Genomic DNA, 14,756 nt, shown 5'->3' on the forward strand with positions numbered 1-14,756 from the left:
AATCTATCAGTTACAAGTACAAAAATTATGAAGAAAACATTACAACATTGTCTAGCCATTGCGCTTGGCTGTGCCATTGCTATGCCTCTGGCCTCTGCCCAAACAGAACCTAAGGACTATAAGATCGTCCTAGAGGCGACAGAGGGTGAAGGAGATACTCCTGTGCCTATGCCATGGGGAATATATCTAGGGGCTGCTCAGAAAGACCGCTCTCTAGTCTGGGTGGACTTCAATGGCAACGGAAAAAGGGATGCCAATGAAGGCTGGAATGACGAAGCCACTGACTCCGAAGGGCTATGGACTATTGATGCAGAGAAGTCAAACCTCAAGCTCACCATATATGGTCCTGTAACTACTCTATTCTGTGGGTTCAACAATTTGATTAAGCTAGAAACTAAGGGTAACCCTGCACTAGAGAAGCTCGCAGCTCAGGACAATAGCATCGCGATCGTTGATCTATCAGCCAATACAAATCTGACAGTATTGAGCCTGAGCAAAAATCAGATTAAGCGTATTGACCTAACTGGGCTAAGCAAGCTAAGGGATCTACGTGTTGCACAAAACCCAAGACTCTCGGAGCTTGACCTGAGCCCTGTAAAGGCTCTACAGGTTTTGGATATTAGCGAAACGAAGATGAGCAAACTGCCTCAAGGTAATCTTAGCGAAATGATAGCCCTAAACATCAGCACACTCCCCGGGTTCGAGCTTGACCTAAAGAGACTACCTAAGCTGTCTGTGCTAAATATGGCAGATTGTGCTATCTCCGAGCTTGAGTTTCAGTACGTTCCTGAGCTGGAAAGTCTTTGGGCCCCTAACAACAAGCTTGCCAAGCTAGACCTATCCAACAACCTAGAGATTACTCAGATGCAACTTAACTACAACGAGCTCAAGCGTGTTGACTTATCCAAAAATATCAAGCTAAGCAAGCTCTATTTGGGTAATAATCAGCTATCAGAGGTGCTACTCCCTGAGAAAGACAGTAAGTTGCTTATAATAAATTACTCTGGAAACAAGGGCATCACCAACATTGACATATCTAAACTCAGGGAGCTGAGAGTTCTGCAACTTGACGCAACTGGAGTCTCCAAAATAGATATATCTCAAAATCCAGAGCTAGAGGAACTCACAATCTTCGACACAGAGCTTAGCGAGCTTGATCTATCGAAGAATAAAGCTCTTTTAACCCTGAATATCTCGGACTGCAAATTCACAAAGATTGATGTGACATCCTGCCCCGAGCTAACAACGCTATACTGTAGTGGTAATCAACTCACGAAGCTTGATCTATCTAAGAATACCAAGCTTGAAAATCTCAAATGTCAGAAGAATCAGCTCAGCGAGTTAGTAATCTATTCACCCGCCTTGAAAGAGATCGGTTGCTATAGTAATGGGATCAAGAAACAGGCGATGAGTAGACTCATCGAGAGCCTACCTACTGTGTCTAGAAGCAATAAATTCTTCGTAGTGGACCTATCGGGCGAACAAGAAGGAAACCAATGCACCATCAAGCACGTAAATCAAGCCAAAGCTAAGGGCTGGTCAGTACTAAACTGGAACACTGCGGGAGGGAGAGCAGAATCATACCCTGGATACGATGATAGCAGTGCCCTAGAGCTGGAACAACATCTAGCCAAGGTTTATCCCAGTGTAACCTCAGAGATGATCACGATCTCAGGAGCTTCAGGCAAATACTATAGTATTTATAATCTAGAAGGTGCGATTGTTGCTCAAGGTCTGTGCACGGAGGAGTTACAGACAGTCGCAGTAGATACATTAACCGAAGGGACATACTTCGTGAAGATCTCTGGGGTAGCGAAGGCTTACCGGATCCGTATCGTCAGATAGGAGCAAAATATAGAGGTCTGTCTAACCTCTCCTAACGACTAAGGGGGCTGTGGTAAAATTGTTTTTTGCCACAGCCCCTTTTCCCTTCATTCAGAGAGCTTCGGTTAATAGCCCTAGCAATCATCTGAGGGCGTAAGGCTTTATCTTGGGATACTCATGCCAGTAGCCAGCTACCTATCGGTTTGTAGCGCTTTCGCCACGTCCATCGGATTGGGTATATACGGCGGCAAATTTTCGTATATAAGAAAATTTATCGGAGTATATACGGAAATTTATTTTCGTATATACGAAAATCTAGCTACTTTTGAGCCTTGATAAAACACATTTATTCACAGTAAATTAACTCTAGTATGATTAAGATTAAAGCAATCGAGAGAAAAGCAGGCTTCGGCAAGACCAGCAAGACGCTTTGGTATCCTGCAATTCATTTGCATTCTGATGTAAAGTTTGAGGAGTTTATCGACCTTGTGGCGGACGAGACGACAGTTTCTTCGGCTGATGTTAAGGCAGTCTTTGACCGCGCCTCGAAGGTGCTTATCCGTCTGCTCCAAGACGGCAAGAGCGTGGATTGTGGCGATATGGGAACGTTCCGCCCTAGCATCACGGCTAAGACTGGTTCGGGTGTCGATAGCGCCGATAAGGTCAGCATCGAACTCGTAGACAAGGCGAAGGTCATCTACACGCCTCGTGTTAAGGTTAAGACGGCACTCAAGGGCGTTCGCATGGAGCGTGCCGAACGCGTGCTTGATGTCACCTACAATTCCTCGGGCAAGAAGGACGAAAAGCCCAACAGCGGCGGCAGCTCTTCACCCATCAACAACGGCGACCACGCCGGCCTGTAAAAAAGGAGCAGAGAGTTTTTAAGCATATAAACTAACGAAATATCATGAAGAAAATTATTTGTTTATACGGTAGTGCTAATAAGGGTAAAACACCTACTTTAAACATTCTAATCGGCTTACTAGAGCCAACAAAAGTAATAGCTCCCGAAGAATTACATCTGGATCATCGCGAAGTTGTAGTCTATAAGGGACACCGGATTGCAGTTACCACAGCAGGAGATAGGGACTACGATTTAACCGAAAACATCAAATTCTGCAAAGAAAATGAATGCGATATATTAGTTACTGCAACGAGAACTAGAGGAGGCTCAACTAAGGAAGTACATAAATTCTCTCAAGAAGTTTCATGCAAGATAACATGGTTGAGGAAAAATGAGGCTATTGAACTAATAGACTTGGTTAACGAATCTCAAGCAAAAGACATTCAAGCTATCATTGATAAGTTGTAGTTCTTTTCTTTAGAGAGTAAAGGGGGTGTGGTGAAATTAAGTTTTGACTATGACACATTCGTCCTGCAACCGTTCTATGCTCTTTTGTTTAAGGGGGCAAGGCTTCACCATCAGCCTGTCTATTTGCCCTCGTATAATCAAACGAGAGGACGGAGGAAGCGTCCTGTCCAGCTCTCTTCACATTCGGCGACTTCCTCGGGAGTTCCCTCTACGACGATTTTTCCGCCTCCTGCTCCACCCTCTGGACCGAGGTCAATGACCCAGTCAGCACTCTTAATAACCTCGAGGTTGTGCTCTACGACGATCAGAGAGTGTCCGCTGTCGATGAGAGAGTTGAAGGCTTTGAGTAGAGTTTTGATGTCGTGGAAGTGCAAACCCGTAGTTGGTTCGTCGAAGATGAAGAGCGTTGGGTCTTTTTTGCCTTGCCCTAGATAATAGGCTAGCTTGACGCGCTGATTCTCCCCACCCGAGAGTGTAGAGCTTGGTTGGCCGAGTTTGATGTATCCCAAACCAACCTCCTGCAAAGGTCTGAGCTTCTCGATAATCGTGTGGGAGAGGCTAGAGTGACTGCTGTGGGTGTCGAAGAAGCCAATCGCTTCGTCTACACTCATCTCTAGGATCTGATGTATATTCTTGCCCTGATACTCCACCTCTAGAAGCTCTTTGCGAAATCGCTTACCACCACACTCCTCACATTGCAGCGTGATATCTGCCATAAACTGCATCTCTACAGTCGTGAAGCCATCTCCCTTACAAGCCTCGCATCGTCCGCCTTCCTTATTGAAGCTAAAGTAGTAGGGTTTGTAGCCCATTTGCTTGGCTAGAGGCTGTTCGCTATAGAGCTTTCGGATCTCCTCGTAGGCGCCGATGTAGATACTTGGGTTGGAGCGAGAGCTTCGCCCGATGTTGTTCTGATCCACATACTCAATCTGTTTGATGCTTCCAAGCTCTCCCTCTAGCGATGTGCAGGACACTCCGTCCAGCGACTCGCCTGCGAGCCGACGGCGCACGCCTTCGAAGAGAATATCTCGAATGAGTGTACTCTTCCCCGAGCCACTGACGCCGCTGACAACAGTCATCGTATTGAGCGGGAAACGAACGTGCAAACCATGCAGATTGTGCTTGCGTGCTCCCTTAAGCTCAATGTAGTTATTCCATTGGCGGCGATACTTAGGGAGCTGTATCTGTTCTCGACCAGATAGATAGGCTGCAGTATGTCCGGGAGTCTGCTTGTCGATCGCATCCGTAGGGCCAGAGTAGACCACCTCGCCCCCTAGACGTCCTGCATTGGGGCCTATATCAACGATGTAGTCTGAGGCACGCATCATCTCTTCGTCATGCTCCACGACTACAACCGTATTGCCTAAATCCCTTAGGCGCTTAACCACGCCAATCAATCTAGAGGTGTCGCGTTGATGCAGACCTATGCTTGGTTCGTCGAGGACATAGAGCGAGCCGACAAGGCTACTACCCAGCTGAGAAGCTAGAGTAACACGCTGACTCTCTCCTCCCGAGAGTGTATTGGAGAGGCGATCGAGGGTGAGATAGCTTAGCCCAACCTCGATGAGGAAGCCAACTCTATTTCTAAGCTCTTGGAGTAGGCGACGTGCGATCATTTCTTCTGTGGTAGTGAGGATCAATTCATCGAAGAATGTCTTAGCCTCCGTCAGTGTCATGGATACGACCTCTGCGATATTCTTGCCACCCACCTGTACGCATAGAGCATCCGATTTGAGGCGTCCACCTCGACAGCTTGGGCAGGTCGTTTTGCCTTTGAAGTGCGAGAGGCGTACCCTATTCTGTATCTTGTGTAGGTCACGTTGGAGTACGGCGAAGTAAGAGTCGATTCCCACGGTCTTTACATATGTATCCCCCTCGACCGGTACACCACGCCAGAGCATTTCCTTATGTTCGGCGTTAAGGTCGCAATAGGGACGATGGATTGGGAAACCCAATGGCTGAGCATGTCGAATGAAGTACCGCTTCCATTCGCTAGAGACATTGCCTTTCCAGCAGGCTACGGCATCGTCGTAGACCGAGAGTTCTTTGTTGGGGATTACTAGATCTTCCTCGATGCCCATCACCTTACCGAAGCCTTCGCATTCGGGACAAGCGCCTACAGGATTGTTAAAGCTGAACATCTCGGGCGATGGTTCTTGGAAGATACGTCCATCGGCCTCATAGATATTGCTAAAGTCATGCGTCGATAGTACACCCTCGGGCGACTGTACGACCAATCGGCATCTGCCCTTACCCTCGAAGAAAGCTAGCTCTCCACTATCACCTAGACGCTTGAGGCTCTCCTTGTCTTCGCTCACGACCATGCGGTCGATCAGTAGATAGAGTTCATCTCCTTTCTTGGGTTTACCCACGAGGTAGTCCTCGATGTTGATGACTGCTCCATCTAGCCAGAGGCGTGTGTAGCCCTGCTGGAGCTGTATGTCTAGATGTTCTTTGATTTTGCGCCCTGCTGGAAGGTAGAGAGGCGTTACTAAATAGATCCTAGAGCCAGCGACCTGAGCCGAGGCGAAGTTGAGCAAATCCTCTACCGTATGCTTCTTGACCTCGACTCCACTGATTGGGGAGATCATGCGCCCCACGCGTGCATAAAGCAGGCGTAGATACTCGTAGATCTCTGTAGAGGTCGCCACCGTACTGCGTGGATTGCGGCTGATGACACGTTGCTCGATAGCGATCGCAGGCGGTAGCCCTCTGATCCAGTCGCACTCTGGCTTAGGCATACGCCCTAGAAACTGGCGTGCGTATGCCGAGAGACTCTCTACATAGCGTCTCTGTCCCTCTGCATAGAGGGTCTCGAAGGCAAGCGAACTCTTACCAGAGCCACTGACTCCTGTTACGACCAATAGCTTTCCTCTCGGGATCTCTAGGTCTATATTTTTGAGGTTATTGACCCGAACCCCTTTGAGGGTGATTAGGCCTGCTTGTTCGGAGACAAAACCTTGAGGTTTATCCGATTTCTTTTTTGCCATAGCGTCGACTTTTTAATCAGAAACCCCGTACGTATAGGTAGGGCTTACCAGTACGTACGGGGCAGTATATAGGATTGATAGGTCTATCCAAATCCGATTTCTCGGCTCGTGCCTATTTCTTTTCTTTGGCCAGATACTGCTCTAGAGCCATCACCATAGATGGAGCGGCTGGGGTTGGAGCGGAGAGATCTAGGCGGAAGCCAGCCTCCTCGACAGCCTTGGCAGTCTGTGGGCCGAAGGCGCCGATGTGCACCTCGGTTTGCTTGATCTGAGGGTAGTTCTGCTGTAGAGAAGTAACCCCCACTGGGCTGAAGAAAATCATCATATCATATTGCTCTGCACGCTCTTCCTCAGTGAAGGTACAAGGTACGGTGCGGAACATAATCCCCTTGGAGAAGCTGATCCTCTTCACCGTAAGCATATCAATCAGGTCATTCTTATGCTCCTCGGGTAGAGGGAGGAAGTATGTTTCCTTATTGTGCTTGTGGATGAGGGTTACTAACGCATCCGTAGTTCCCGTAGGAGGAAAGAATACCTTGCGCTTGCGATAGACAATAAACTTCTGTAGGTAGTTGGCGACCTGCTCACTAATGCAGAAGTATTTCATAGTCTCGGGCATGGTCAGGCGAAGCTCCTCAGATAGCTGGAAGAAGTGTTCCATAGCTTTACGTGTCGTGAAGATTACAGCCGAGTGCTCAAGAATATTGATTTTTTGATTACGAAACTCACGAGTCGACAAGGACTCTACCTGAATGAAGGGGCGGAAGGTAATCTCTGCGCCAAACTTAGCGGCGATGTCGTAGTAGGGCGACTTACCAGACTCAGGTTGTGGCTGTGAGATGAGAATTTTCTTTATTGCCATTTATATTATGTACTCTATGTATTCGCTACTTCTCAAACAGCTAATTCCTAGAACTAAATAGATCCAGGGGAGCAATTCGTGGGCGCAAAGGTACAAAAAAATATAAATATAGGAGTCCTCTCCATACCATAGACGTCTTACCGCCTGTAACCATCTGAGGCTCTGGCAGAGCACGAATGAGCCACCTAATAGCCATAGACACATAGATGTAGATACGGGCGATAGCAAGATCAATGTGAGTGGGAGCATCAGCAGACCTCGAATCGCTGAGATGACGAAATAGTCTTGCTTGAGAAGTTGGGCACCCTCGGCAGGCATGTAGATGTAGCTCCACATGGAGAAGCTGATGCGGTAGAAAGCAAACCAAACAAGTAGCCCCAAGAAGATGCCCAAATAGATGCCCCACACCTCGGCTGGGCCGCTGCTGAGTTCAAATAGCTCTAGCCTCTGCATCAGGCGTAGCAGTAGATTGGCTCCTAGTAGCGCGTTGAGCAGGTGTACTGCTCCCGAATATATTGGGTAGGGGACGTAACGGGCTATGTAGGCCGACACACGCTCTGTACGGCTATGTAGATAGGAGTTGACCGTCAGACCAATAAGCCCCGGTACTAGCAGCAGAAGCAGTAACCCCAGTAGCCAGCCTATCCCTGCCGTCAGATACAGAACGTCTATAGTGGGCTGAGATGCCCAAACCCCCTGTGCCATAGCCACGCGATAAAACCGATAGAGGGATTAGCGCCCAAAGACGCGATCCCAAAAGCTCTTTTTAGGCGCTTGGTAGACGTCGTCGGAGAATAGCGACAAGCGCCCCCAGTCGGCGTCGTGTGCCTTACCTGCCTTGATGCGGTGGTAGATAACCCCCCAGTCGGGTAAGCCGCCGAAGCTACGATCGTCAATGAATAGATCTGCCTTGAGTTTGCGCGAGAAGCCCTCTCCGGTCGCATCCTCCTCTGGGAAGTCTCTATTGACGGCGTAGAACTCTAGCCCACGTTTGAGACACCACTCAACGGCTTCGTCAAGGAGCTTGCCCTCGCGTACCGTCCAGAGGATTAGGCGATGCCTCTCCTCTTGGAGCATCTTGAGCGTGTCGATGGCAAATGGAATCTCTTCTCCGATGGCTGGATAACGATGTTTGACGATTGTCCCGTCGAAGTCAACAGCTATAATCATACGATATGGTCTCTGTCTAGTTCTTATTGTTTGGTGGATTACTCGCTCGATGCCCTCTCGGCATTGATCACGGGGTTGGCATACATCTCGAGCATACGGCGACGTAGGAAGTCGATATCGGGTTCGATGCCCTCTGGCATCTTGACGAGTGCTAGGCGCTCGGCGATGTAGGTCTCGAAGGTTTGCTTCTCGGCCTCTGTATAGCGGTCTAGATACCTGCTCTCGCCGTTGAGCCAGTCGCATGCCACGTAGTTGCCAGGGTAAAGCCTATAGTTGAGGTGGATCTCCTTGTCGATAAGGCGAGCCAGTACTTCTACTCGGTCGGTTTCTTTGATCTCGTCCCACTCAATCGGCTCAACTAGATCGGCAAGCGGACGTCCTGCCTGCATGTGTACTCGACCCTTGTAGCCGAAGACGCCAGTGTGCATATTGAGTCCATCCTCCGCTTTCGTTTTGCGGTAGTCGGTTTGGTCGCGTTTGAGCTGCATCTCGCGAGCTTTGAGCCAGTCGCAGGGGTCATACTCGTAGCTACAGCATGTAGGCACGATGTTTAGCGGTAGTAGGGACTCGACGATACCCTTGCGCCCCGAGCCCATGGCTAACATCTTGAGCAGAGCTGGTTGCGTACGGTCGGTAGAGTCCTTGGAGCGGCCTTCCCGCTGAGCGATCCACATAGATATGCCCTCGGCTGCAGCATCGTGCATATACTCCGAGAGCTGCTTGGCTGCGAGGAGGATGTCGCGTCCCTGTAGGCCTCTACGTACGATGAAGCTACTATTCAGCTTGGCTAGCGTTTCTACCCACGGATAGAGCATCAGGTTATCCCCGATAGCGACCTGTGGCATTCGACGTCCGACCTCTAGGAGTAGCACGTTGAGGAAGGCGGAGTCTAGAATAATATCTCGATGGTTGGAGATGTAGGTGTAGCCAGCCTCGGCTGCTAGATGCTCCTCGCCCAAGAAGCTAACGGCTGAGCAAGTGCTATCCATCACGTGCTTGACCAGCATGTAGCCAGCACGGCGTTTGAATTCGTCCGTCGAGTCCGTCCCTTCTAAGAACTTGCCAAGATCTGCCCAGCTCTTGCCCGTTTTGAGAACCTCGAAGGTTGCCTGTAGTGTAGCATTGCCAAGCAACATCTCAATCGCCCCCGGCACCTCCTCGGGCGTCAGAGGGCGTATATCTCGATACTTATCGTAATCCATAGCCAAAAATCATAGTTTAAGTTAATGTTTGTCTTGCAGGCCTGCTTGGATAATATCCGTCAAGACTGCACCAATCTCTAGCCCTGCTACAGCTATTTGCTGTGGAATGAAGCTCGTGGGAGTCATTCCCGGTGTTGTATTGACCTCGAGTAGGGTAGGCAAGCCGTCCTGCTCGATGATGTAGTCTACTCTGATGATGCCACGTGCATCGACATAGCCGTAGATCGCCTCCGTGAGGGCTTGGATGCGTCGGGTCAGTTCGTCCGAGATGCGCGCGGGAGTGATCTCCTCGACTTGCCCATTATACTTGGCGTCGAAGTCGAAGAACCTATTGTGCGTAACGACCTCCGTCACGGGCAGAGCCTTGGTCTCTCCGCCTACTTGGTAGCAACCACAGGTTACCTCCGTACCCGAGATGAAACGCTCGAGCAGGACCTCTCGACTCTCGGCAAATGCAGTCTGTATGGCCTGCTCGAGCTCCTCTATCCCCTCCACTCGGCTGGTGGCTACGCTCGAGCCACCAGTATTAGGCTTGACGAAGAGGGGCAGGCCCAGTTGCTCCACTATATGCTCCGACTTGGGAATTGCTTGCTCGCGCAGTAGGCGCAGAGACTGGGCGACTCTTACCCCCTCGTAGGTAGAGAGGTAGCGGTTGCAGAAGTATTTGTTGAAGGTAAGCGACTCGGTAAGCACTCCGCCCGTATTGTAGGGGATACCTTTCATATCGAGGTAGCCCTGTAGCAGACCGTCTTCGCCCGGCGCTCCGTGGATTGTGATGAGCGCATAGTCTAGGGTGATGCGCTCGCCTTGTAGGTCGAAGCCGAAGTCGTCTAGGCTGAGCTTGAGGCTCACGCCCTCGGCCATATCGACCCACCAACCATCGCGCTCGACGCGCACGAGGTACGGCGTAAATAGCTCTCGGTCAATCCATGAGAGCAAGCCTGCGGCAGAGCGAAGCGAAACACTATATTCACCCGAATAGCCTCCTGCCACGACGGCGATATTCGGTTTTTTGTTGATACTCATACTTGAGCTATTTGTCTTGTTCTGATCTTTCTTCTTTCAGCAGACGAGCTGCTCCTTCTAGTTGGTCGTACCACTCTTCCCCGAAGGTACGTACCAGAGGCCCTTTGAGAAACTGATAGACTGGTATGCCCTCCTTACGACCTCGCTTGAGGGCACACTTGCATACGCTCCACTTATGGTAATTGACCGCTGTGAAGTCCTTGTATTTGGTCAGCCTAATCGGGTAGAGCTGACAGCTAATAGGCTTGATCCAGTCGATCTTGCCCTCGTAGTAGATTTTCTCGTAGGCACACAAGCAGTTGCCTCGCTCATCATAGGTCGTGAAGACGCAGTCCTTACCCCCGACGATGGAGGTTACTTCGTCGCCTTCCTCATCAATATAGCTGACACCTTGCTGGGCGATGACTTCTCTAGCACGAGAGGAGAGCAGATGCTCTACCTCGGGTAGGTACTTGCGTAGCATCTCTGCCTCACCGGGCTCTAGTGGGGCTCCACTATCTCCCTCGACACAGCAAATTCCCTTGCATTGCTCATAGTCGCAGGCGAAGAGCACCTCGAAGACGTCCATACTGACAATCTTGTCTCCTATCTCTATCATATAACTACAAAGATATAGTATATCCTTATTAATTGCTTGACTGGTTTCTTGAGCCTGCGTCCTTGCACACTTAATGATGATGCTAAGTGGACGACGGGCAAGAAGATATTTGCACACTATTGGGGGCTGCACAGCCAAGTACAGCCCCCAATAGTGGATATTATGGACGACCCCTCTAGGCGATGGAAGTGCGCTTCCTTTTGTAAATCCAGAGCAATGCCAAGACTGAGAGTAACCCCTTGAGCATGGACGAGAGGCTGATGGCCCACCAGATTGCCTCCAAGCCCCAGCCTAGAGAGATGAAGTAGAGTGCTATAGGGATGCGCAGATAGTTGCCAAAGATGCTGATACCAGCCGGTAGATAGCTACGTCCCATACCATAGAATAGCCCTTGGGTCGTGATCTCCGCCATCATGAAGATCTGCGAATAGCCACTGATGCGTAGGTACACTGCACCAGACTGATAGGTCGCAGGTTCGGGGACAATTAGAGCAAACAACCCCTCTCCCCAAAAGACGAAGATGAGCGTCCCGATAAGACCGATGAATAGCGTGTGAGCCAGAGCTATGCGGTAGGTGCTGTACACTCTGTCACGCTTACCCGCTGCGTGGTTCTGCCCTACGATGGTGCAGAGCGCAGTGGTGATGCCTTGGGAGGTATTCCATGTGAGCGCCTCTAGTTGTCCTCCGGTAGTCAGCGTTGCTACGCCAATGTGTCCGCCTACCGACGAGGCCAAGCGCCCCATGTAGATGCTTACCAGAGCGAATAGGACGTTGAGCGAGGCGGCAGGTAGGCCAATCTGCGTGATGCGCCAGACTAGTGGCCACTTGAGGCGGGTGAGTAGAGGGAAGCGCTCAAACAGATGATCCTTGATACGCAATCTATAGAGGAAGTAGATGAGCGTGATGAGCTGGCTAAGTACCGTCGCCCAAGCCGCTCCTGCTACGCCTAGGTTCATCGCGTGGATCAACAAGGGGTCTAGCACCATATTGCACACCAAGCCTAAGCCTAGTACGCGGAAGGGGACACTACTATTGCCCGAGGCATTGTAGATGCCGAATAGGGCTGCCGTGAGGAAAATCTCGGGGAAGCCGATTAGGCTGATGTACATATAGGTCAAGGCATCGGCCCTCACCTCTGGCTCTAGCAGGTACAGATCGACCATCTCTGTGGCGAAGAAGCCAAAGAGTAGCGCGACGCTCACCCCGATGATGAAGCTAAGCGTCGTATTGTGCGAGGCGTAGACACGTGCCAGATCGATATCGTTGCGCCCGATACTCTGGGCGATGGTTACCTCGCTACCTGTCTTGTTGAAGTATGCGATCGAGTGGGCGATCCAGAGAAAAACCGAAATTGTCCCCACTGCAGCCACAGCCTCACTGCTTAGCCGTCCGAGCCAAGCCATATCTGTGAAGCTGTAGGCCATCTGCACAAAAGACGTCCCCATGATGGGCAGAGCCAGTTTGTACAGATGGCTACGCAGATTGCCAGTTGTAAGATCCTTGACCGTCGCCATTACTGTATGAATAGTAGCTCTCTATACTTGGGCAGTGGCCACATCTCGTCATCCACGATGAGTTCTAGATGATCGATGTGGTAGCGAATTTTGGCGAGGTAGGGCAAGACGTTGTCGTGGTAGGCATAGGCACGCTCGTGCATGCTCTCGATGCGGTTCGCCTTCTTGCGCTCCTCTACCATCTCCTCTACCATCGTATGCACCGAGCTTAGATGGCGACTCATCTCGGCGATCAGGTGCTTAGGCCCCGAGGCAAGCTCCTCGTACTGCTCACCCTCGAAGACGTTTTTGAGCTTGGTCACATTGTCTAGTAGCATCGTCTGGTACTTCGTCGCTACGGGGACGATGTGGTTGAGCGAGAGGTCGCCCAGTACACGGCTCTCGATCTGAATTTTCTTGACGAAGATCTCCCACTTGACCTCGTTGCGTGCCTCCAATTCGGCCCGAGTGAGCACCCCCATCTGCTCGAAGATACGAATGGACAGCTCTGCCGTGTAGGCTTCATATAGACGAGGGACATGCACATCTACATCTAGTCCACGGCGTATGGCCTCGGCATGCCACTCCTCGCTATATCCATTACCTCCAAAGCGTATGGGTGCGGACTCCTTGATATATTGGTGTATCGTCTGGAAGAGTGCCGTCTGTGCACCAACCTTTCCTAAGCGCTGCTCTACTTGCTGGGCAAATAGCTCCATCTCATAGGCTAGAGCCGAGCATAGGCTAAGCATGGCGCACGCAGGGTTGGCAGATGAGCCGACTGCACGGAACTCGAATCTATTCCCCGTGAAGGCAAAAGGAGATGTGCGGTTGCGGTCGGTATTGTCAAGTAGGAGCTCTGGGATCTGTCCTACACCTAGGCTATAGCCCTTCTTGTCGTCCATGACGATGGCGTCCTCGCTACTGCTAGAGAGGAAGCGATCGAGTACGGCGCTTACCTCACTGCCGAGGAAGCAAGAGATAATCGCTGGGGGCGCTTCGTGACCGCCGAGGCGATGCAGGTTGGTGGCTGAGGCGATGCTCGCCTTTAGGAGGGCATTGTTGCGGTACACCGCCATCAGTGTAATCGCCATGAAGGCAATGAAGCGTAGGTTCTCCTGTGTATTCTTGCCCGGAGAGAAAAGGTTGGCGCCTGTGTCTGTACCGATCGACCAGTTGCAGTGCTTGCCCGAACCGTTTACCCCCTCGTAGGGCTTCTCGTGCAGCAACACACGGAAACGATGCCGGCTAGCCACTCGCTTCATCGTACTCATGAGCAGGATATTGTGATCATTGGCTAGGTTGCACTCCTCGTAGATAGGGGCGATCTCGAACTGATTGGGGGCGACCTCGTTGTGCCTAGTCTTAATTGGTATGCTCAGCTTGTAGCACTCGTACTCCAGATCCTTCATAAATTCCTGCACACGCTCGGGGATAGCGCCGAAGTAGTGGTCATCGAGTTGCTGATTTTTGGCACTCTCGTGCCCCATCAGGGTGCGCCCCGTCAGACACAGGTCGGGGCGTGCGTAGAAGAGCGATTCATCTACGAGGAAGTACTCCTGCTCCCAGCCTAGGAAGGTCGTGCAGCTCTCTACGTCGGGGTTGAAGAAATTGACGACACGGGTGGCGGCTCTATTAAGCGCATCGAGTGAGCGCAGTAGAGGCGTCTTGAAGTCCAATGCCTCGCCCGTGTACGAAACGAATACCGTCGGGATACATAGTGTGTCGTCTACGATGAAGGCAGGCGAGGACGGATCCCAAGCCGAGTAGCCTCGAGCCTCGAAGGTATTGCGTAGGCCTCCGTGTGGGAAGCTACTAGCATCGGGCTCTTGCTGTGTGAGGAGCTTACCGCTAAACTCCTCAATCATACCACCCTCGTTGGTAACACTAGCGAAGGAGTCGTGCTTCTCGGCTGTACCATCGGTCAGAGGTTGGAACCAGTGGGTATAGTGCGTCACGCCGTGATCCATCGCCCACATCTTCATCGCAGCGGCTACTTGGTCGGCCAGCTCTAGGCCTATGGGTAGTCGCTCGTCGATGTGGCGAGATACCTTCTTGTACACCTCCGTACTGAGGTAGCGGCGCATCGTTTGGCGAGTGAATACAGCTGACGCAAAGTAGTCAGCGACAGAGGCCTGTACGGGATCTACGTGCAGAGCCTTACGCTCTGTGGCCTGCTCCAATGCCTTAAATCTCAAGTAAGACATTCGTTTTTCTAATTCTAAATAATATTATAATGTACTTCATATCATCGTGCCACAGAAGCAGAGGGAGAAC

General features: G+C 50.9%; 12 protein-coding genes. 3 read left to right on the top strand and 9 right to left on the bottom strand.

Annotated features, from left to right (window positions below; genetic code table 11):
* Window positions 1–27: 27 nt before the first annotated feature.
* From HQ48_RS02805 to HQ48_RS02815, 3 genes are all read left to right on the top strand, one after another.
* On the top strand, window positions 28–1,845 hold the full coding sequence (locus HQ48_RS02805) for a leucine-rich repeat domain-containing protein (RefSeq protein ID WP_044231580.1): 1,818 nt from the start codon (window positions 28–30) through the stop codon (window positions 1,843–1,845).
* A gap of 350 nt (window positions 1,846–2,195) precedes the next feature.
* Entirely contained in the window at window positions 2,196–2,687 is a 492-nt protein-coding gene (locus HQ48_RS02810) for an HU family DNA-binding protein (RefSeq protein ID WP_044231581.1), read from the top strand.
* Between the two features lie 44 nt (window positions 2,688–2,731).
* Window positions 2,732–3,136: a hypothetical protein gene (locus HQ48_RS02815; protein WP_044231582.1), complete on the top strand. Its 405-nt coding sequence runs from the start codon at window positions 2,732–2,734 to the stop codon at window positions 3,134–3,136.
* Between the two features lie 137 nt (window positions 3,137–3,273).
* On the opposite strand, the gene uvrA is transcribed toward HQ48_RS02815, so the two are convergent.
* The 9 genes from uvrA to HQ48_RS02860 all read right to left on the bottom strand — a co-directional run bounded on the left by uvrA (window position 3,274) and on the right by HQ48_RS02860 (window position 14,686).
* Window positions 3,274–6,126, bottom strand: a complete 2,853-nt coding sequence (gene uvrA, locus HQ48_RS02820; RefSeq protein ID WP_044231583.1) for an excinuclease ABC subunit UvrA — start codon at window positions 6,124–6,126, stop codon at window positions 3,274–3,276.
* Between the two features lie 112 nt (window positions 6,127–6,238).
* On the bottom strand, window positions 6,239–6,988 hold the full coding sequence (locus HQ48_RS02825) for a uroporphyrinogen-III synthase (protein ID WP_044188979.1): 750 nt from the start codon (window positions 6,986–6,988) through the stop codon (window positions 6,239–6,241).
* Complete coding sequence (locus tag HQ48_RS02830) at window positions 6,989–7,693, bottom strand: DUF4271 domain-containing protein (RefSeq protein WP_044231584.1); 705 nt, start codon at window positions 7,691–7,693, stop codon at window positions 6,989–6,991.
* A gap of 27 nt (window positions 7,694–7,720) precedes the next feature.
* A complete protein-coding gene (locus HQ48_RS02835; RefSeq protein ID WP_044231585.1) occupies window positions 7,721–8,158 on the bottom strand; it encodes a BT0820 family HAD-type phosphatase in 438 nt (145 codons plus the stop codon).
* A 38-nt stretch (window positions 8,159–8,196) separates the two neighbouring features.
* Complete coding sequence (locus HQ48_RS02840) at window positions 8,197–9,360, bottom strand: 1-acyl-sn-glycerol-3-phosphate acyltransferase (RefSeq protein ID WP_044231586.1); 1,164 nt, start codon at window positions 9,358–9,360, stop codon at window positions 8,197–8,199.
* Window positions 9,361–9,381: 21 nt separating this feature from the next.
* Window positions 9,382–10,386: a D-alanine--D-alanine ligase gene (locus HQ48_RS02845; RefSeq protein ID WP_044231587.1), complete on the bottom strand. Its 1,005-nt coding sequence runs from the start codon at window positions 10,384–10,386 to the stop codon at window positions 9,382–9,384.
* A gap of 7 nt (window positions 10,387–10,393) precedes the next feature.
* A complete protein-coding gene (locus HQ48_RS02850; protein ID WP_044231588.1) occupies window positions 10,394–10,984 on the bottom strand; it encodes a DUF3109 family protein in 591 nt (196 codons plus the stop codon).
* A 175-nt stretch (window positions 10,985–11,159) separates the two neighbouring features.
* On the bottom strand, window positions 11,160–12,500 hold the full coding sequence (locus HQ48_RS02855) for an MATE family efflux transporter (RefSeq protein ID WP_044231589.1): 1,341 nt from the start codon (window positions 12,498–12,500) through the stop codon (window positions 11,160–11,162).
* Window positions 12,500–14,686, bottom strand: coding sequence for a glutamine synthetase III (locus HQ48_RS02860; protein WP_044231590.1), 2,187 nt, complete (start codon window positions 14,684–14,686; stop codon window positions 12,500–12,502). Before HQ48_RS02860 ends, HQ48_RS02855 begins: the two co-directional genes overlap by 1 nt.
* Window positions 14,687–14,756: the final 70 nt, after the last annotated feature.

The sequence above is a fragment of the Porphyromonas sp. COT-290 OH3588 genome, from assembly GCF_000769075.1.
Lineage (GTDB): Bacteria > Bacteroidota > Bacteroidia > Bacteroidales > Porphyromonadaceae > Porphyromonas.